22 protein-coding genes and 1 pseudogene are annotated in these 19,014 nt (G+C 47.9%); 7 read left to right on the top strand and 16 right to left on the bottom strand.

What is annotated here, in order from left to right; all coding sequences use genetic code 11:
- Positions 1-6: 6 nt before the first annotated feature.
- A complete protein-coding gene (locus tag AK95_RS10610; protein WP_071219938.1) occupies positions 7-339 on the bottom strand; it encodes an alpha-helical endospore appendage domain-containing protein in 333 nt (110 codons plus the stop codon).
- Positions 340-794: 455 nt separating this feature from the next.
- Entirely contained in the window at positions 795-1,121 is a 327-nt protein-coding gene (locus AK95_RS10600) for an alpha-helical endospore appendage domain-containing protein (RefSeq protein WP_071219936.1), read from the bottom strand.
- Between the two features lie 225 nt (positions 1,122-1,346).
- Between AK95_RS10600 and AK95_RS10595 the strand changes: the two genes are divergently transcribed.
- From AK95_RS10595 to AK95_RS10580, 4 genes are read left to right on the top strand one after another with little or no spacing between them, the layout of a single operon-like run.
- On the top strand, positions 1,347-2,456 hold the full coding sequence (locus AK95_RS10595; protein ID WP_162487564.1) for a glycosyltransferase: 1,110 nt from the start codon (positions 1,347-1,349) through the stop codon (positions 2,454-2,456).
- Positions 2,453-4,060 (top strand): glycosyltransferase, encoded by a 1,608-nt coding sequence (locus tag AK95_RS10590; RefSeq protein ID WP_071219935.1) that lies wholly within the window; start codon positions 2,453-2,455, stop codon positions 4,058-4,060. Before AK95_RS10595 ends, AK95_RS10590 begins: the two co-directional genes overlap by 4 nt.
- The gene (locus AK95_RS10585) at positions 4,057-4,947 is read left to right on the top strand and encodes a glycosyltransferase family protein (protein WP_235613081.1); all 891 of its coding nucleotides are present in this window, start codon (positions 4,057-4,059) and stop codon (positions 4,945-4,947) included. The genes AK95_RS10590 and AK95_RS10585 overlap by 4 nt, the downstream gene beginning before the upstream one ends.
- A gap of 1 nt (position 4,948) precedes the next feature.
- Entirely contained in the window at positions 4,949-6,397 is a 1,449-nt protein-coding gene (locus AK95_RS10580; RefSeq protein WP_071219934.1) for a methyltransferase domain-containing protein, read from the top strand.
- Positions 6,398-6,493: 96 nt separating this feature from the next.
- On the opposite strand, the gene AK95_RS10575 is transcribed toward AK95_RS10580, so the two are convergent.
- From AK95_RS10575 to AK95_RS10550, 6 genes and pseudogenes are all read right to left on the bottom strand, one after another.
- Positions 6,494-8,629 (bottom strand): Ig-like domain-containing protein, encoded by a 2,136-nt coding sequence (locus AK95_RS10575; RefSeq protein ID WP_071219933.1) that lies wholly within the window; start codon positions 8,627-8,629, stop codon positions 6,494-6,496.
- Positions 8,630-8,839: 210 nt separating this feature from the next.
- A pseudogene (pgsA, locus tag AK95_RS10570) lies at positions 8,840-9,425 on the bottom strand (CDP-diacylglycerol--glycerol-3-phosphate 3-phosphatidyltransferase).
- 45 nt (positions 9,426-9,470) lie between these two features.
- A complete protein-coding gene (gene fosB, locus AK95_RS10565; protein ID WP_071219932.1) occupies positions 9,471-9,896 on the bottom strand; it encodes a metallothiol transferase FosB in 426 nt (141 codons plus the stop codon).
- Positions 9,877-10,587 (bottom strand): HAD family hydrolase, encoded by a 711-nt coding sequence (locus AK95_RS10560; RefSeq protein WP_071219931.1) that lies wholly within the window; start codon positions 10,585-10,587, stop codon positions 9,877-9,879. The genes fosB and AK95_RS10560 overlap by 20 nt, the downstream gene beginning before the upstream one ends.
- 20 nt (positions 10,588-10,607) lie before the next feature.
- The gene (locus AK95_RS10555; protein ID WP_071220466.1) at positions 10,608-11,087 is read right to left on the bottom strand and encodes an 8-oxo-dGTP diphosphatase; all 480 of its coding nucleotides are present in this window, start codon (positions 11,085-11,087) and stop codon (positions 10,608-10,610) included.
- A 223-nt stretch (positions 11,088-11,310) separates the two neighbouring features.
- On the bottom strand, positions 11,311-12,045 hold the full coding sequence (locus AK95_RS10550; protein ID WP_071219930.1) for a sigma-70 family RNA polymerase sigma factor: 735 nt from the start codon (positions 12,043-12,045) through the stop codon (positions 11,311-11,313).
- 164 nt (positions 12,046-12,209) lie between these two features.
- On the opposite strand from AK95_RS10550, the gene clpP reads away from it, so the two are divergent.
- Together clpP and AK95_RS10540 are read left to right on the top strand one after the other, a co-directional pair.
- Entirely contained in the window at positions 12,210-12,806 is a 597-nt protein-coding gene (gene clpP, locus AK95_RS10545; RefSeq protein ID WP_074961827.1) for an ATP-dependent Clp endopeptidase proteolytic subunit ClpP, read from the top strand.
- A gap of 71 nt (positions 12,807-12,877) precedes the next feature.
- Positions 12,878-13,093: a hypothetical protein gene (locus AK95_RS10540; RefSeq protein ID WP_071219928.1), complete on the top strand. Its 216-nt coding sequence runs from the start codon at positions 12,878-12,880 to the stop codon at positions 13,091-13,093.
- Between the two features lie 30 nt (positions 13,094-13,123).
- On the opposite strand, the gene AK95_RS10535 is transcribed toward AK95_RS10540, so the two are convergent.
- From AK95_RS10535 to AK95_RS10525, 3 genes are read right to left on the bottom strand one after another with little or no spacing between them, the layout of a single operon-like run.
- A complete protein-coding gene (locus AK95_RS10535) occupies positions 13,124-14,035 on the bottom strand; it encodes a phosphotransferase family protein (RefSeq protein ID WP_071219927.1) in 912 nt (303 codons plus the stop codon).
- Between the two features lie 21 nt (positions 14,036-14,056).
- On the bottom strand, positions 14,057-14,353 hold the full coding sequence (locus AK95_RS10530; RefSeq protein ID WP_071219926.1) for an antibiotic biosynthesis monooxygenase family protein: 297 nt from the start codon (positions 14,351-14,353) through the stop codon (positions 14,057-14,059).
- A 42-nt stretch (positions 14,354-14,395) separates the two neighbouring features.
- Complete coding sequence (locus AK95_RS10525) at positions 14,396-14,749, bottom strand: DUF952 domain-containing protein (protein ID WP_071219925.1); 354 nt, start codon at positions 14,747-14,749, stop codon at positions 14,396-14,398.
- A gap of 435 nt (positions 14,750-15,184) precedes the next feature.
- On the opposite strand from AK95_RS10525, the gene AK95_RS35310 reads away from it, so the two are divergent.
- On the top strand, positions 15,185-15,355 hold the full coding sequence (locus AK95_RS35310; RefSeq protein WP_481855830.1) for a transposase: 171 nt from the start codon (positions 15,185-15,187) through the stop codon (positions 15,353-15,355).
- A 107-nt stretch (positions 15,356-15,462) separates the two neighbouring features.
- Here AK95_RS35310 and AK95_RS10510 read toward each other — a convergent pair whose 3' ends face one another.
- Genes AK95_RS10510 through AK95_RS10490 form a run of 5 tightly spaced genes read right to left on the bottom strand, consistent with a single transcriptional unit; the run spans position 15,463 to position 18,965 of the window.
- On the bottom strand, positions 15,463-16,161 hold the full coding sequence (locus tag AK95_RS10510) for a cyanophycinase (RefSeq protein ID WP_071219922.1): 699 nt from the start codon (positions 16,159-16,161) through the stop codon (positions 15,463-15,465).
- Positions 16,162-16,173: 12 nt separating this feature from the next.
- Positions 16,174-16,386 (bottom strand): hypothetical protein, encoded by a 213-nt coding sequence (locus AK95_RS10505; RefSeq protein WP_071219921.1) that lies wholly within the window; start codon positions 16,384-16,386, stop codon positions 16,174-16,176.
- 39 nt (positions 16,387-16,425) lie between these two features.
- On the bottom strand, positions 16,426-17,436 hold the full coding sequence (locus AK95_RS10500) for a phosphotransferase enzyme family protein (RefSeq protein WP_071219920.1): 1,011 nt from the start codon (positions 17,434-17,436) through the stop codon (positions 16,426-16,428).
- A 42-nt stretch (positions 17,437-17,478) separates the two neighbouring features.
- Entirely contained in the window at positions 17,479-18,045 is a 567-nt protein-coding gene (locus tag AK95_RS10495) for an NUDIX hydrolase (RefSeq protein ID WP_071219919.1), read from the bottom strand.
- Positions 18,046-18,083: 38 nt separating this feature from the next.
- Positions 18,084-18,965, bottom strand: coding sequence for a GNAT family N-acetyltransferase (locus AK95_RS10490; protein ID WP_071219918.1), 882 nt, complete (start codon positions 18,963-18,965; stop codon positions 18,084-18,086).
- Positions 18,966-19,014 lie beyond the last annotated feature (49 nt).

Below are 19,014 nucleotides of genomic sequence, written 5' to 3'. Positions count from 1 at the left end.
GTTTTATCAGATACTCTGCGTATGTATTCTGTTGGTCTCCAGTGCGTCCAGCATGTTACTGAACTTCATATGCAGCATCACTTCCCTCAACAGCACATCCTCCATCATTTTTCGAACTGAATCTTGAATGACGAATAGATCATGAACAGATAGAACCTCTAACGTTTCCATCGCAGGATGCAAAGTCCCCGCTACATATTGAATTTTCTCGGCTTCTGCGTTAACGATATGAGCCAGTGCCATCTCCTCTATAGCGATCGTAGAGAGCAGACGCATGATCGTATGAATTCGCTCTCTCTGCGCCACGGATTCCGGGTTGGACGAATGGGCCTTAGACAAACATCTCACCGCCTTCCTCTTTATTATGATCTTGGGTTTTGCTTGGTGAATACACGGATCTAAGCAGGTAGGGCGGTGAGGGAAACGGGGAGCGTTTCGTGGACTGTGCATTCCATAAATGCTGATTCAGCACCGGATCAATTTTACCTGTCAATTGTATGGAGAGCAGCAGCGTATGTATTCTGACGGGATTCCAACGAGCCCGTTCTGCCTTATTTAGCCAAGGTAAACCTATATTTATTTTCTGCTGATAGATATATAGAAACTGAGAAACGGCATGAGTGTCCGAAGATGGATGTAAACGAGATTTTTCACTCTTCATCATCAGCTGCCGAAGGTCGTTCACGGAATCCAAGAATCGATGGAATGATTGATTAAGCTCGAATAGCGATGGAAAAAGCACCTCTGCTAGCGTCCGGCTGAGTTCATTTTCTAGTGTGTGCTTCAGTCTGTCCCTATTCCCCATCATTGCAGTCGTCCCAGCCATGTCCGGGGTCATTGAGTTCCATGACATTTTCCAATTTTCGCAGCAGCAACCATTCCTTCATCACAATCACATCCAGCAGCTGAGTCACCTGGCCACTCAATTTTATGAGGTCCGCATGGGAAGGCTCAACCGAAATGCGGTGATGATGACCCACAAAAGCTTGAATCTTCTCGGCTTCGGCATGAAGCAAATGGGCAATCGCGTTTTCCTCCATCGCAATCGATTTTAACAAATCGATGACTACCTCTTCTTTGGTCGGTCTAAAACTCTCTTCGGGAATCTGCGGCATGCTCATGCTTAAGCCCCTCCTCGTGGAATGATTACGGCACATGAAGTGAATGTGATCCCAGAATAATCTATCCCCATTTATGATTAAGAATATTGAGGTAACAGGGGCGATATGCGTCATTTATGGATAGAAAGGCTTATATTTGATGATCCCCGGTTCATTTCGTAAACTGACTTGAATATATATCTGGCATATTGTTATGAATCAAAACCATACATGGGGGTAATTTCATTGAACACTATCAGCCTGTGCATGATCGTAAAAAACGAGGAACTCGTGTTAAACCGCTGTTTATCCTGTGTTGCCGACATCGTGGATGAGATCATCATTGTCGATACAGGATCTACCGATCGTACAAAAGAAATCGCTCAATCCTTTACAGAGCTCATCTTTGATTTTGAGTGGATTGACGATTTCTCGGCTGCGCGTAATTTCGCTTTTAGTAAGGCTACCCAGGACTATATCCTGTGGCTCGATGCTGACGACATACTGCTGGAAGAAGACCAGCTCAAGTTAAAAACGCTTAAAGAAAACCTTACATCCGGCATCGATTCCGTAACCATGCTCTACCATTTAAGTTCGGACGAATTTGGCAATGTCACCTTCAGTCTCCGGCGCAACCGTCTTGTGAAGCGAAACAGAGGCTTCCGATGGATCGGACCCGTCCATGAGTATCTAGAGGTCTACGGCAATATTATCAATAGCGATATCGCGGTTACCCATCTCAGCTCGAAGCATGACCCCGATACCGGACGGAATCTTAGAATCTACGAGAAGCGTGAGGAGGCTGGCGAATCGTTCACGCCACGAGATTTATTCTATTATGCGAATGAATTGAAGGATCACGGCCAATTCGAGAAAGCTATTGATTATTACGAACAATTTTTACATACGGAACAGGGTTGGATTGAGGATATACTCACGGCCTGCAGCAGGCTATCCGATTGCCATCACGAACTCGGAAACGGGCAAGCCTCTTTTGAATCCTCTATCAGATCCTTGCATTATGCGCCACCGCGGTCCGAATTCTGCTGCCGCATTGGTTACCATTTTTTCGTGAAAAACAACTACGATACGGCCATTTACTGGTATAAACTGGCGACCGAGCTAGAGCTGCCTCCGGGTTATATGGGATTTCACAACCCCTCCTTCTCCACCTGGCTGCCTCACCTGCAATTGGCCGTTTGTTACGACCGGATCGGAGCCCATGCTCTTGCCAATCAGCATAATGAGCAGGCGCTTGTCTATCGCCCAGGTGATGAGACGATACTGGCGAACCAGGAATATTTTCAAAACAAGCTGCAGGAGCTTCAAAATGACCAAGAAAGGCCGAGTCCATGACAGCCAAGGAACGCAGACGTGTTCTGATCGGCAGTCCCGTACGGCAAAAGCCTGAAATCCTGGACTATTTTCTGACTTCATTACGCCGGCTGGAATACGATCATCTTGATGTGAGCTACTTCTTTATTGATGACAACAACGATGAGTTATCCAGCGCACATCTGAGCCGATTTATGAGGGAAACAAACCATGTTGTTATCCATAACGCTCATAGCGACGATTACGATTATATCCGCAACGAGACAACGCATTATTGGAATGAACCGTTAATTTGGAAAGTAGCTGATTATAAGAACAAAATCATTCAATACGCGCTTGATTTACATTATGACTATTTGTTCCTCGTCGATTCGGATCTGCTGCTAACGCCTCAAACATTGAACCATCTCGTCGCAATTAATAAAGAGATCATCTCAGAAATTTTCTGGACACGTTGGCAGCCAGATGCACGGCCCCAACCCCAGGTATGGCTAAAGGATGAATATATCCAATACGAACAAAGCGCAGGCGAAACGTTGGATGAAGCAGAGAAGGAGCAGCGTTACCAGCAGTTTGTCAGCCGGTTAACGGAGCCGGGAGTATATGAAGTGGGCGGGCTCGGAGCCTGCACATTAATCCATCGCCAGGCGCTCCTGCGTGGAGTTAACTATAAACGCATCTATAACTTATCCTTTTGGGGGGAGGATCGGCATTTCTGCATCCGGGCCGCCGCGCTGGGCTTTACCTTATATGTAGATACTCACTATCCGGCCTATCACATTTACCGTGAAAGTGACCTTCACAATGCCAAGCTGTTTCTGCAGGCAACAGAGGAGATTTCGTCCATCCCTGAGGTTAAGCTTAGTCAATTTGAAGAACATGAAGTGCGCTGCCTTCGAAAAGTCACAGTTGCTGCAGGCACTGCCCGCCCATCTCTCACCCTTACGATAGTACTGCGAAATGAAGGCAACCGCTATTTGCGGCAAGCGCTTGAACAGCATCGCTGCTATATTGATCAGGCCGTTATTATTGATGATGCCAGTACAGACAATACACTCGATGTATGCATGGACATATTGAAGGGAATTCCGCTGCGGCTGATCCGCAACGAATCTTCCCTGTTTCACAATGAAATCGAGCTCCGTAAACTGCAGTGGCGTGAAACTTTGAACGTTCATCCCGAATGGATCCTGAATCTTGATGCAGACGAATGGTTCGAATCCGCCTTTGTGGGCGAGCTTCCGGCTATGCTTGAACAACAAGAATTCGATTTGTATTGCTTCCGGCTCTATGACTTCTGGAATGAAACCCATTACCGGGATGATAATTATTGGAGCTCACATAAAACCTATCGCCCGTTTCTTCTGCGTTACCATCCCGAAGTACATTATTACTGGAAAGAGACGGCTCAGCACTGTGGAAGGTTTCCGGCAAATGTATTCGAACTCCCACATCATCTGTCCGCCATTCGTCTTAAACATTACGGGTGGGCCAAACCGGAATACAGGCTTGAGAAATACAAGCGCTATCGACAGCTTGATCCTGAAGCGAAATTCGGCTGGAAGGAACAGTACGACTCCATCCTGGATGAGTCGCCATCACTGGTTGAATGGGTGGAATCATGAGCAGCGGTGGCAAGAAAGCGATGGACATGCGGATTATTCATACAATGCCATTATTCATCCGGGAGAGCTCACGCGAGCACGATTTAGATATGGCAAGCCTGGCGCTGGGCAGTCTCCAGCGCTCCCAAGATCACGTGACAGTTCTATTTAATCAAGGGTGCCTAACGAATGAAGAACTGCACGGTTGGCTGCAAACACAAGGCATATCCGCTATGATTCGCGGGAACGGAACGAATATTGGCATCGCTGCAGCCAGGCAAGCATGCTTTGAGTTTATATGGGAGCACTTTCCGCAAATCGAATACTTATCTGAAATTCATGTCGATATGATATTTCCGCCGAACTGGTACGCCCCCCTTCTTCGCTATCTGGAGCGTACAGACGAGCCCATGGTTTCACCCGGCATTGTTACTTCGAGCGGGGAACTGCAGCCGCTGGGAGCGTACATTCTTCTGCCGGATACACCGGAAGGGATCTGCGAAACGCTTCAGCAGCTCCCAAGAGAAGGCACCGCGGATGGATTCGTGCATCCGGTCGTTCACCGAGCGGATATACTGCGCGAGATTGGCGGGTATGATCCCCGTTTCCTATCCGGCAAGCAAGGGTATGAGGATGATAGCCTGCTGCTGGGCATGCGTTATTACATGGGAACCCGAACGAAATGGAGGCCGAAGTGCTGCCTGGAATCCTGGGTATACCACGCAACGATGGCGCAGCGCATGTCGCTTCCGGACAAATATATTGATTTTTCCAAGAACGAAAACGGCTTGTTTCATCAATATGGGGCCTACGGATTAAGGGAACTGGCTGATATTCACCATGGCTCCGAGGGATTCCTCCAGCTGTTTCGGAAATTTACGCCAGACCACAAAGGAGTGAGCGAATAATATGCTACAGGATGAGCAGCAGAAGTTGATATGGGACCAGCTATGGTCGTCCCGGGAGGTATCCTATCATTGGGATTCATTGAGCCAAACCATATACGATAAGATCATGGAGGTATCAGGAGGCATTCAGGGCAAACGCATACTTGAGGCTGGTTCGGGGACAGGCAAAATTTCGCTTCGTCTGGCGGCTGAGCATGCAGAAGTAACTTTAGTCGATTATTCCGAGAATGCCCTGTTCAACAGCCGAAGCGCATTTTATAAGGCCAAGGTTCCGGGTACCTTTGTTCACTCCGACATTAGGGAAATGCAGCTTCCCGACCAGCAATTCGATATAACCTGGAATGCAGGTGTTCTTGAGCATTTTGAAGAGGACGAGCAGATCACGATTTTGAGAGAAATGATGCGGGTCACCAAACCGGGAGGAACGATTATAGTCCTCACCCCTTTTGCGGAGTGTTTGCCTTACCGTGCAGGTAAAGAAGCCGCGGAACAGCTCGGCACCTGGATGTACGGTATGGAGCGCCCAGCCTTTACTTTCAAGGATTCATTTGAGCGATGCGGAATAACGTTTATCGAGGAGAGCAGCATCGGCTTCTTGGACAGTCTGGATTTCCTTGATTTTATCCGGGATTCCCAGACCGTCAAGCATTGGCTGACGATGTGGTATCATGGACTCCCGGAACAAGAGAAGCGCAATGTGCCTGGATACCTGCTCGTCAGCGTTGGAATGGTGGGAACGTTACCCGAAACTGCCGAGAATCAATGGAATCACCCCCTTTATCATAAGCAATCGCCTGAAGAGAAACTGTCCCGCGCCCAAGCGATCATCTCCTCCTATCATGTTAAGCGGAACGAGAGTCACTACTTGTCTGTTTACAAGAATGAGGAAGCCAGCTACTGGTTTCCGCTGCTCGAGACTCTGGACTCGCTGCTTGTAAACCGAGGCACCAAGGTACTGGATATTGGCGCTGCTTACGGTACACTCTTGATGTACAGCGTCCTGTCCGGAGCCCAAGCATACGGTCTGGATCGAATCGCGGATTATTGGTCCGTGGAGCTGGAGCAGGATTATGGGATCCGATGGAGCCAATGCAATATTGAAGCTGAGGATATTCCGGGAAACGATCGATACGATGTCGTTCTGTTTACGGAAGTGCTTGAGCATATGAATTACAATCCCATACCGGTCCTCCGCAAAATTCATGAAAGTTTGATGCCAGGCGGCAGCCTGCTCATCTCTACACCATGGAAACGGCACTTTGCCCCTGCTCATTCCGATCCGGATCTCCTCCATATGCCTTACTACCGGACCTGCGACGGGTTTATCGATGCAGAGATGAAATATTATACGATCGACGAATTGTATGTCTTATCGGAAGTGACGGATTTTCATGTGAAATCGCTAGAAGTATTTAATGGACATCTGCTTGCCTGGTTTCTTAAAAAATAGCAGCATGGTATTTTGACTTCCAGCTAACTGCAGAACCCTCTTAGAAAAGACAGCAGCCCGGCTTCTAAAAAGCCGGGCTGCTGCTAATCTGTTGTCCTATTTGACAGAGACGGTGATGGATACGGTCTTTGAATTGTACTGCCCTTTAATGCGGGCGGTTCCCTTCGCGATCGCTTCAATACGTCCGTTCGTTACTTTGGCAACGCTGGAGTTGCTGGTTGTCCAAACGGCGGTGTCTCCAACATTTGTTTTCGCGCCGGTATCGAATTCGGCCGTAACCGTAACGGTTTTGACGTCACCGGGCTTCAAGTTCAGTTTCTTCTCGCTGGCGATCAATTTCTTTAATTTCGGAACTACGTTTACCTTGACTATAGCCTCTTTGCCTTGGTAAGAACCCGTAATCGTAGCCGTTCCCTCGGCAACCGCTTTAACGGAGGTTCTGGATACTGTCACAATCGCAGTGTCCGAAGAACTCCAATTCATCTTGGATGAGAGCGAAACCGTTTTGCCGTTGCTGTAATAGCCTGTAACTTTAATCGATTTGGATTTCTTGATGTTGAGGTCGATATTCTCCGGCTCCACAACGATCTTCACAACTTCCTGTTCAACCACGACCGGAATTTTGACTTCTTTATTCAAGTAAGTGCCTTTCAGCGTGGTCGAGCCTTTCGTTAATCCCTTGATCGCGCCGTCTTTAATGACAGCCGCAGAGCCCGTCAGTGACCATTCAACGGAAGAGGTCACATCGCTCTCCGTGCCATCTTCAAATACAGCATTTACTTTCGGCAGCGCAATGCTTCTTCCCATAACCAGCTGATACTCTTCTACATCCGGCAGAAGTACCAGCACTTTTTCATTGACGGTAACCGGCACCGTCGCTACTAATCTGGAACCGATCTTACCGGTGATCGTTGCTGTACCCGCGTCAATGGCTTTGATTTTGCCGTCTTCGGTCGTTACCACTTTCTCATCGCTGGAAGTCCAGTTAACCGCACTGCTGAAGTCCTCTTTCTCGTCGTCCAGAAGCGTTCCTGTCACTTTAGGGAAGGATTTGGATTCGCCTTTCAGCACATCCACTTCCGTTTCGGCTGCCTCAAACTTGGTCACAGTCGGATATACTTTTACCGTGAATTCTTTACTGATTCCCAAGTAACTCACCTTGATGGTGGAAGTTCCCGAAGCTCTCGCTGTAATCACGCCACCATTAACGGATACGGCCAGCGGGTTGGATGAAGTCCATTCCCCAGGCACGTCAATGGATTGCGATGCCGCATTGCGAACCTTGGCTTGTACCGTAATCGAATCATTCATGAACAGAACCGGATTCTTGACGAAATCCGTCTGATCCAGAATCAAAGCTTCATAAGGATTGCGCACATACACATCCAATTTGGCCGTTGAACCCAGATAGCTCACGCTGATCGTAGATTTACCCAACGCAACCGGCTTTAGCTTGCCATCCTCAATCGTAGCTACGGAGGAATTGGATGATTTAAGCTCTATCTTATCCGTCACGTCCATACCTGTATCGGTCTCCGACTGCTTAGCGAATACTTTCAGCTCAACAGGCGCATCGCCAACCAAGAGCTCCTGATCTTCGCCCGGCACGATCGCAAGCTTTTGGTAAGGCGCAACGACTTTAACCGTAAAAGAAGCCTTAAGCCCTTTGTATTCCGCAGTCACGGTTGCGCTTCCCAAACCTACAAGGGTCAGTTCGCCTTTGCTTACTTTTACAACGCTGTCATCGGAAGTGGTCCATTTCGCTTCCGTGGTCACGTCATTCGTTCCGTCAGCCAATGCTTTAACGATTAGACCTTCCGTTCCAAGCTTATGCTCCACTTTATCAGGCTGATCCAGTTTAAACTCGTCAATGGCAAATTTAACGTCGACGTCAATCGTCTTGATCGCGCCCTTGTATTTTGCCGTAATTCGGGCTGTACCTTTTTCCAGTGGAATGATGAGTCCACCGTCAACCTTTACGATTCTCGTGTTGGACGAAGTCCACGTCGACTCATTGGTTACATCCTTCTTCGTAGAAGAGCCTTCAATGTTAGCCAATACTCGAAGTTGTTCCGAAGTTTCATTAACGGTTAAGTAAATTTTGCTCTCGTTCGTATCAAATTCAATCGACGTTACGTCCCCGGAGGCGGCGAATACGCTGGTTGGAAAAACCATCGCCAACATCATCACAACGACAAGAAACATCTTCGTTGTCTTTCTGTTTAAGCTCATTTATTTCTCTCCTTTGTACCTTCTGTCTCTCAGGCTTTTTTTCAGTCTATCTCTATATCGACAGTCCCGGATGAAATCGTTACCTTCTGACGCCAAAATAGGCACAAAGTAGGATGTTTTCCCAGCACCGGATCTCGAAAAAAATCCGGCGTGATAAAATGGACAGCTGTTCCTATCAGGCAAGCCGGGATAACGCTCATCCTGCTTAGATCAGCTCAATTTTATGAGTTTATAATTGTTCAACAGATAGTGAATGCCCGAATATATCGTCAAGGCCACTGCTGCAAGCATGAGAATTTCATCCACTTGAATCATAGTGACAAGCTGAAACGGATAATTATCCAGCAATACCGCTGCAATGGCTATCACCTGAAGTACCATTTTCAATTTGCCGAGACTGTCAGCGGACAATGCGATTCCCTGCTCGGATGCAACCATCCTAAGCCCTGTGATCACAAATTCCCGCGCAATGATGGCAACGGCAATCCATGTCGCGACCATCCCTGATTGAACCATCATGATTAAGGCAACCGATATGAGCAGTTTATCTGCGAGCGGATCCAGTAGTTTTCCAAGATTCGTGATTTGATTATTATTTCCTCGCGATGTAACCATCCAGCTTGTCCGTAGCCGAAGCAAGAATGAACACGCCCAGCGCGATGTAGGTTCCATAAACATGAATAAATCCGAAGAAGCGGCTGTTCTCGGTCAGCCATAGCGGATACTCGGCAAAAAAAAGAATAAATAATGGAATCAACATTATTCTGGCTATCGTTATTTTGTTGGCAAGATTCATCGGCTCATCTCCTCGATCTGCAATTGGAATCGTTCGTTCCCCTAACTATTCGGCATCGTAAAAGGTCATATGCTCTTTATCCGCGCGGTAATAGTCCAGCCTGTCATTCATGGAGCCCGTATGAAACTCGAACATATGCCCATCCGGGTCCAGGAAGTAGATCGACTTCTTGTCCTTCTCGTCCCTTGCCCTTCCCGGCAGAATCTCCACCTGGAGCGCTTGCAGACGAAGCAGCGTTGTTTCATACTCCTCCTCTTCCATAGTAAAGGCAATATGCGTATATGTTCTATTCGAGGTGCTCCTGTCGACATCTTCTTCATTTAAAGCAATCCACAGTCCGTTCAGATCAAAATAAGCCAGCTTTCTCCCTTTAACCAGCAGTTTGGCTTCAAATACGTCCCTATAAAAAGCGATGGACCGTTCCAATTCCGAAACAGAAAAACAGAGATGGTTAATAGCCTGCAGTTTCATTGTTGGGCGACTCCTTTTTAATAGAAGATTCGATAAGATCCAGCACTTGCAGCGGTTGATGGATCTTCTCATACTCGCTCTCAATAAACGTGTTGAACCAATAGGCGTGATATGGCCTAAGACCGGCATTGCTGGCGCCTCTCAGCTCATCTGAACCGCCATCCCCGATAAACAGAGATTCCTGTGGTGTTACGCCCAATCGGTCACAAGCCATTCGATAGATTTCCGGGTTCGGTTTGGCTACCCTAACTTCATATGAGAAGATAACGTCATCGAAGTAAGGCGCCAATCCGCTCTGGCCAAAAGAAATCACCTCTTCTTCCGAGCAATTGCTGATCAAGCCCACCTTCAGACCCCTTTCACGCAAAAGCTCCAGCATCCTGCAGATCTCATTCGATATCGTATTAAAAGGGATTTTCTTCTCGCCGACTCTCGACTGATAGAGAAACTCTACGTGTTCCTGATGATAGGGTAAACCACGGGAATCAAGGATATCCCGGATCGCGGCATGATAGTTGGGAAAATGACCATTCATTCTTTGCTCAAACCGGATGCTCCACTCCCGTTTAAACTCCGCTTCGGATAACCCGAGTCTATTCCTATAATCATAGGACCTCTTGGACACCCGCTTGCCGTTTGCGAATTCCGTAATTAACGTCTCAAATAAATCGAAGAACACCGCCCTGACCATATGAAACACAGCTCCCTTCGTTAATCAACGATCCCTGCCGCCTGAGGTGTTTTCGCCGGATACCGTTTAATGGTTTCATCCAGAACAATCCCGGTCTTCTCGTCCCAAATCTCGCTTAATTCAAACGTACCTTCTTCAAAAAACAACGGAAACCGGCGTTTAAACCAATCCTGCATGGGCAGCTTTAATGCCTCTTCCCGGTCCACCCATAACAGCTCTCCTTCAGGTGGATGCTCCAGCAATTCCCCTTCAAAGGAAGTGGCCAAATAATTAAACACCATATACCGTAGACCTGTATTCGGCTCACACGATTCCTCCAGGCCCTTATAGACGATGTCCTTTACAATCAAGCCGGTTTCTTCCCGCACCTCCCGAATGGCTCCGTTTACAATGCTTTCCGGAAAATCCACTTTGCCTCCGGGCGCAATATATCCGGGAAACCCTTTGGCATCCGGTCTGTTCATCAGCAGAACGCTGCTTCCGTCTTGTATCATGCACATGGTGTACAATTTCACTTCGGTCTGCAACCTAACCCCTCATTCCTAACGGTTCTACTTGGTTTATAGTATACATCCGGAAGCGCTGAATGACGATATGATGAACGGAGATTCATGCCGGTCTTTTTCAAACTCAAGGTTGTGAATCTGCATCAAAAAAAGGCCCGAGCAGCTTCTGCTCCGGCCTTCCCGATAAGTGTATGATCAACCTGCTTAAATCTTCGCTTTACGCAGCCATTCTCATGTCGGACGAATATCCGCCGTACATCATATAACTTGCGCTCGGAGTTTCAACCTGCATCGGAACCATGCAACCGATGGCTGATGCTTCACTGCTATTCCATTGAATAAGTCTCACGACCGCTTCAACGTCCCCGGATTGGTATGCCTCTGCCAATGCCTGAAGATTCAGGGTCATCACCTCGTCTTCCGGCATAGCCAATTCAAGTTCCTCTTCCTCCGGATCCAGCGATTGCAGCACTTTGTGAGCTCGATGAAGGGCCGCTTTCACCGCTCCCTCCGTCGTTTTCAGTTTCACCGCAGTTTCCGAAACAGAATATTCGTACACTTCACGGAGCACCAGCACCGTTCGCTGCAGGGGCGACAAGTGTTCCAGCAGCCATTGAAAAGCGAACTCGATGTCCAGTTTGCTGTCCTCGTTCGACGCTTCTTCCCTAGGCAAAACATGTTCCAGCTTCTCTTCCAGAATCCGTCTATAGGTCTGATCCCGGCGAACCCGGTCAATCCATGTATTCTTGGCAATCCGAAGCAGCAGCGCTTCGGGGTTGACATGGCTCCGCTGCTTCATATGCTCCAGTGCCTTGATCCAAGTGTCCTGCACCAGATCATCGGAATCCCATGAGGAGTTTGTAAGGGACAGACAGTATCTGTGCAGGGTAGCATTCATTTCCTCCAAGCTCAGATCAGCCGGTGGGGTAACGCTTGGTCGAAATATCGTCATCGGAAGCCAACTCCTTTCCTAATCTCGATAAAGATATCTTATATGTAAACGAATGAAGTTATCTTTTCGTTACTTTGATTTTCGAACAATTTATTTCGTGGTTTCTCCGTATCTTTTGCGGCTGCCTCTTCGTTTACTTGCTGAAACCTGAAAACCTAACGAATATGGAGGATGAAACCATGAATGTTGTTCCTTATGTTGTAGAACAAACCAACCGGGGCGAACGATCTTACGATATTTATTCCCGATTGCTGAAGGATCGGATCGTGTTTGTGGGTGCAGCCATCGATGACGCCATCGCGAACAGTATTATCGCACAGCTGTTGTTTCTGGCGGCTGAGGATCCTGAGAAGGATATCCACATGTATATCAATAGTCCGGGCGGTTCGGTATCCGCGGGCTTTGGCATTTACGATACCATGCAGATTATCAAACCTCAAGTCAACACCATCTGCACCGGTTTTGCCGCTTCTTACGGCGCGATCCTGCTGCTGGCCGGGGCCAAAGGCAAACGACTTGCGCTGCCGAACAGCGAGATCATGATCCATCAGCCGCTGGGTGGTGTGCAGGGGCAGGCTACCGATATTGCCATTACGGCAAAACGCATCCTGAAAACCCGTGAGAAGCTGGCACAGATTATATCCGAGCGGACAGGTCAATCCGTCGAACGCGTCGAAAAGGATATGGAGCGGGATTATTTTATGTCGGCGGAAGAAGCGAAGGAATACGGAATCATTGACGATATCGTCACGAAACTGTGACGCCAATCGATATAATGGCCATGATCCGTTAGACCCGATACTCTATTTTATTCACAAGGAGTGAACCGTATATGCTGAAAAGTTTGCTGAATCAGGAAGTGAGCATTTATTTTACGGATGGAAGCTATGTGCGGAACGGCACGCTGGAGGAAGTAGGCGATCAATTTATCCGGTACCAGGATGAATATGAGATGCTGTATGTACCGTTAACCGCAATCCGTTACGTTTCCGTGAATACCAAGGAACGAGACAAACCAAGAGTGGGATTTGCACCAACCTCCCGATAAGATAACAAGAACCGCATTGGCTCCTTAAGCTCATGCGGTTCTGTTTGCATCGCGGTTGATTTTTTCTAATAGGAATGAGAGCATTCGCTGTTTGCAGACATCGTTCTGCTCCTTTTTATGAAAGCCGATAAACTGCAGGGCATGAATAACAGAGTAGAAATCAATCAGCGCCCGCTGTTCTTGCTTCACTCCCCAATGCCTGCATAATGCCTCCACGTAGGGCATCCCCTGCTCTCCAATATCGGAGACCACCGCCGTCTGGGTGAGGGCGATCATGTACAGCGGATCCCCGTAGCAGACCCAATCAAAATCAACGATACCCTGAAGCTTGCCTTCGGCCACAATTACATTCTTGATCGTAAGATCATCAAGGAAACAGATGGGATCCACTTGGTCAAAATAAGGCGTGTAACGCTGCTTCATTTTTTGCAATTGGAGGATAGTCTCCGGAGTAACATCATCGATTATGTGATCGATATGCCGGCGGATATCACGATCGATGATCTGAGTCCAGGATGAGAAGGGTCCCTGCTCTCCAATTGGAACCCATCCGAATCCGGTGCCTCGGGGAAGCTCTGACACGCTGCGTTGGTATGAAATGATCTGCTGGGCAAGTTCAGTCATTTGTTCATGCGTCATTCCCTCAAGCTCATATCGGAGATCCCGTCCGGGAAAATGCTCCAGTATCATATAAGCAAAGGGGACCAATTCCATGGATACATCCGTTCGAATCACGCTCGGTACCGGCAAGCCTAATGAAGAGAGGATCGCAATATTGTCCGCTGTATGCTCCAAGACGCCGGGCTTGTCATTGGTTCTGAGAATGATTTGCTCATCGGATAATGTCACACTATATACCTGATTGGTATGGCCAAATGACATGGGCTCGATCTTCAGCGGCGGGCTGCCGTAAACCTCTTTTATAAGATCCTCCAGGCTCATCTCCAACACCTGCCTTAACGGTCACTTTATGTACACATCTTCAAAATGTTCAACGACGGGGAATGGATCATAAAAGTGATGCAGCAATTCTTTCCATTCCTGATATTCGGCGGACCCCCTAAAACCTATCGTGTGATCCTCCAGCGTCTCCCATTTTACCAATAGAACATATTTGTGCGAATCCTCCAGGCACCGCTTCAGCTCATGATGGATATAACCCTCCATCTTGGATATGATCCCTGAGGCGATTTGGAAATTGCGTTCAAAATCTGACGTAAGTCCTGGTTTCACTTGCAGCATGGCCACTTCGAGTATCATTGCGTTTCCTCCTTGGTATCAAGTTAAAATTCATATCACGGTCTATCCACTATATTCAAGCTCGGCAGAAGGCTGAAACGCAAATACCCCCTCTTCATCCGGCTCAAAACGATACATCTTCTGGACGGCGTTCAGGTTCAACCCTCCATATATATGCGGGTACAATTGGTTCATCTCATATAAGTCCTCATATACAATCTCCGCTTCCACCTGATCTTCCTGGATACCCAGAACAAATAGATCCGTCCTGCCTGTGTAGAACGTATTGGCGACTCCGCTGACTTGCTCCTCTGTGGAGCAGTGGATGAATCCGTCCGTCTGTAAGCTCGGCGGCTCGTACAATCTATTCTCTCGTGCTATCATCCAGGCTTCCTTAGAAATTATATGATAGATCATGCCGTCCGTTCCCCCAGTCGCTTATTTTTCGTACTATCTTGACACACTTGAGCTAAAAAAACCATGCTTTTCTTATTGTTGTCAGATGGCATCCTTCCCATGGTATACAAAAGGGTGTGTCCCAAAAGATCTTAGATATCGCGGGATGCCCCTTTTCCGGTTAGGAGACGCTCCGTGTACGAATCGTTCCTCCCATCGCTGTTGCCCCCAAATTTCTTGGAATGGTTTGAAGGCAAGGAAGAAATTCGGGGACAAAGGCGACCGCTCTCGCTTGTCCGGAATCGTTTCGTCCTCTCCGCTTCGTTGTGCGAAAATATACGTTAGACATACGAAAAGAAACCGTTTCTCGGTAAGATGGAAGTGTGACCCACCACCCTTTACCAAAGGTACGGTTTCTTTGTACATTCAATATACCATGAACCATCCTCATCTCTAATGCAATCGGAGGACGACATTCGTCCGCATCATCTTGTTCGCGTCGTTCATGATGCGGTTAATCGCTTCGAGGACAACAACTTTTCGGTCACCTATCCCGGCGGCGGACGAGACAGCTACCATCCCAAGATGCTCACCAAAGTCATCATATATCGACGGCACCAAGATTGAAGCCAATGCAAACTGCTGCACATTCGTCTGTTGCAAAGCGGTCGTCAAGCACAAGGCGAATCTGCAGGAGAAAGTCCAGACCTTCAGCGTCCGCCAAGTGAGTACACCTACTTATGGGACAGCCCCTTTACAATCGTATATTGATCCAGGTCAAAATCCTCAAAGATTACTTCATGGACGGCTTCTCCCAAACTATAAGCCAGCTGCCCATTGATAAATACGGCACAGGCCTGCTCATCGATGCCAATCCCGCGCTTCACCTTCTTCGTTCTCATACCTTCCAGCAGATTGGACTGGTCGCTCCACTCCGTATAATGAACGCTGATCAAGACATTCGAAAGCAACCCTACCCCTTGCTTAAACAGCATTACGCTTTGTTCATTATCCAGTGGCGAGATGAGGCAGGTCTCCGGAAGAATCAAGGCGCCCGCCGAATTTCCTGCAATGGGAACGCCGTTCTCATAACAGTTGATCAGCAGCTCTTTAAAACGACCGGTCGCGTAAAAGTGATGGTATTTCTCCGTGTTGCCCCCGCCAATAAATATCCCCGTGGCCTGTGACAACACCTGTTCAGCCTGTTCCATGTCCAGCTTTCCATCCTCGCCAGGAACGATGACCTGCATGTCCTGGGCACCTGATTCTGCCCACATCTGCTGAAACAGGGGAACATACTCCTCCCAGCCCGGTCTGTTCATAATGCATAAAACAATTCTGGCGTTGGGACCGCCAGCTTGCTCTATAAATTGTCTATTTGCCTCTGTTTGAAAGGAATTTCCTCCAAGCAAAAATAGATATCGATCCCTCAAGGTAACGCCCCCTTATTTCTTCTTTTTCGGACCTCGTTTATAGACATAGAACAGCAGCACGGATATAAAATAAATCGGAAGCAGAATAATGCCAATCACGGCACTCAGCAGGACGATGGAGAGCTGGCCGCGGTCTGCCATCGCATCGTAATTCACATACCCGTAGACAATCCATACCAGCCATAACAATGTAACGGCATATCCTATTTTATAAGGTAATCTCACAGCGTGGTTCACATCCTAGAAGTAATTTGCGTGACACATTCATAAACATTTCGAATACAACAATTCAACAAACTCGTGCTGCTTTCGTTCCATCCATTCTTTTCTGATCCGAAGTTGCTTCAACATCAGGTGAAAATAGGAGGTGATGTTCCTTCCGGCCACATGCTGCCCGACATAGATGCTTAATAAAGAAACATAGTATAACTGCATGATATAGGGAATCCACTGGATCTCTGCACGAGTTAACCTCATATATTTTCGATACTCATCTAAAAAAAGCTCGACCTTTGTCAAGGTCTGGTCCTCATGCTGAAGAAGATGGTTCAGACAAATGGATAGCTCCCATATCCGTATGTCCATAGCCGCAAAATCAAAATCCAATACACCGCTCATCTCCCTGGACTGGGGATTGATCAAGAGATTAAAAACTAAAATATCATGATGGACCATTTGTTTAGGCAGTGCATTCAGTTCAGCTGCATGGTTAAACACAGATTCATAGTATCTTTGTAATACAGCTATCTGTTCAGCATCAATATCAAAAGGAGGGCATGCCAAAAACTCATTAATTTTCGTCTGATTCGATAGAGAATGGAGGTTGTAAACATCGTGGAACGCAATCGCAGGACAAACCACATCGAAGGAATCCGATTCGAATTGCTGAAGAGCATATGATAATTCCCCAACTGTCCGCCCGTAACTTAGCACATCGGTCATGCTGGATAGATCAGGGACCTCTCCTTCGATAAAACGTGACAGGGAGCCCAGGGAACCGTCCGACATAACCACGTACTTCGCATCATCCTTACTGGAGACGAAACCTGGAATGTCAAACGATAAGGAACAACGCTCCAAGTAAGCTGTTAGCTCAACCTCAAACCGCAGCCTCTCTTCATTCTTCGTATGACGATTGTATATTCTTGCGACGTATTTCTTTTGGTTCATTGCTACAATTCGGGATTCATTCGTCATGCCGAAAGGAACGGTATCGATCGAATGCACAGGTCCATGAAAATAATGCTGCAACAGCTCCTGAAATACGTGTTCCACTGTCTACACCTCTTTTCTGTTAAGCGCGTTCCCTCATGCAACTCATGGTTCATCGTTAGTTAGTTGAATCGAACGGTCTTCTTGCCGTATGGCAAAAGCCAGCTTGTACAGATCTGCTATATCTTGCCTGCCCGTCTCCTCCAATCGCTTCACGGCTTCCTCCAAATCAACGGCCTCTACCGCGATGACTTGCTCCCCATCCTCTGGATTCAGCGGCTCCCCAACGATGCGCACATCCCCGTATCCAACCAATCTGACAAAATGAGGATGGGGAATATGCGGCCGATAAGGTGTCTTGCTGCTGGATTCGCAACGGAACTGGCCGAAGACCCGGAACGACTCGAGTTCTGCACCAAGCTCCTCCCTAACCTCCCGTCTAAGTCCTTCCATATAGGACTCGCCGGGTTCCAGGGTTCCTCCGGGAAGCTCCCAGCTTCCGTCAGCTACCTGAAAAATAATGCAGCGATCCCCGGCAAACGGAAGAATCGTGACATTGCTGACCTTCGATTCTTCGATTTCATCTCCGAAGGCAAACCTGGCTCGGACTACGCCCCATTGAATATCTTTCGAGAGAGCCGGGTACAGGCTCATATCCTTGTTTTTTCTCATGCACGCAATTCCTTTCGAACTTTACGAATTCATTCAACCTATGTAGCGCTGTACTCATGAACCATAAGCACCTGCTCCATCGAGCTCGTAAATCCAAGCTCCTGCAGCACGTTCACCAGTTCCTTATGCGAAGCCCGGATGTTGAATGCGGACCGCTTGCAGGCATAACCGGGTTGTATCATCTCCAGTACCGCGGTCTTCATCACGGCTTCTGCATCCGGATGTTCTGGAGCGGCCTCACAGCGAAACAGCGTAATGGCTGCCAAACTGCCTGAGGCATCAAACACCCGCTTAAACAAACCAAAGCCTACCTGTTCTTCTCCTTCATATACAATGACGCATTCGCCGTCTTTGATACTGGAAGCGTCTGTCTGCCAGACTTCACCGGATCGATAGAAGGCTACAGATGCAGCCTCCGCTGCCAGGCCTCTGACCAGCGTATATGGTGAACGGGTATTCTTCGCATCTTGCTGCTCCGGAGGCTGTTCATTCGTCATGATGAGCAGCCGGTCGATGATATGATATCCAACGCTTTCGTAGAGACGAATCGCTGGCGCATTTGTGCTGATCGCCTCTAAATAGGCACGACGGACGCCTTGTTCTTCGTAAAGCTCTTCGTTTTTCTCCATCATGTTTTTGCCGATTCCCTTCCCCCGGAAATCGGGAGCTATCGCTGTCCCGCCGTTACGTGCAATCTTAATGCCGTCTTCCTCCCGAAAGCTGTTCATGACGATGCCGGCCGGTACGCCATCCATGTAACAAGCGAGCGATCTCTCCATGCACAGACCATCGCTTCCGATACGGGCAATGAAGCGGTCCAGCGGCATCGAGGCGTTCACCATGTATCCTTCAAATGAGTGATTCCACAACTCCGATACTTCCCGAATCGGAAGCTCGCTTAACGGTTTATATGTAATCATAGATATAATCCTCCTAATTTATGGGCAATAAGCGGGGGGCTATGAAAGA

The organism is Paenibacillus sp. LC231 (assembly GCF_001860525.1).
In the GTDB taxonomy this organism is placed as follows: Bacteria; Bacillota; Bacilli; order Paenibacillales; family Paenibacillaceae; genus Paenibacillus_AQ.
This window is presented reverse-complemented; position numbering and strand designations above follow the sequence as displayed.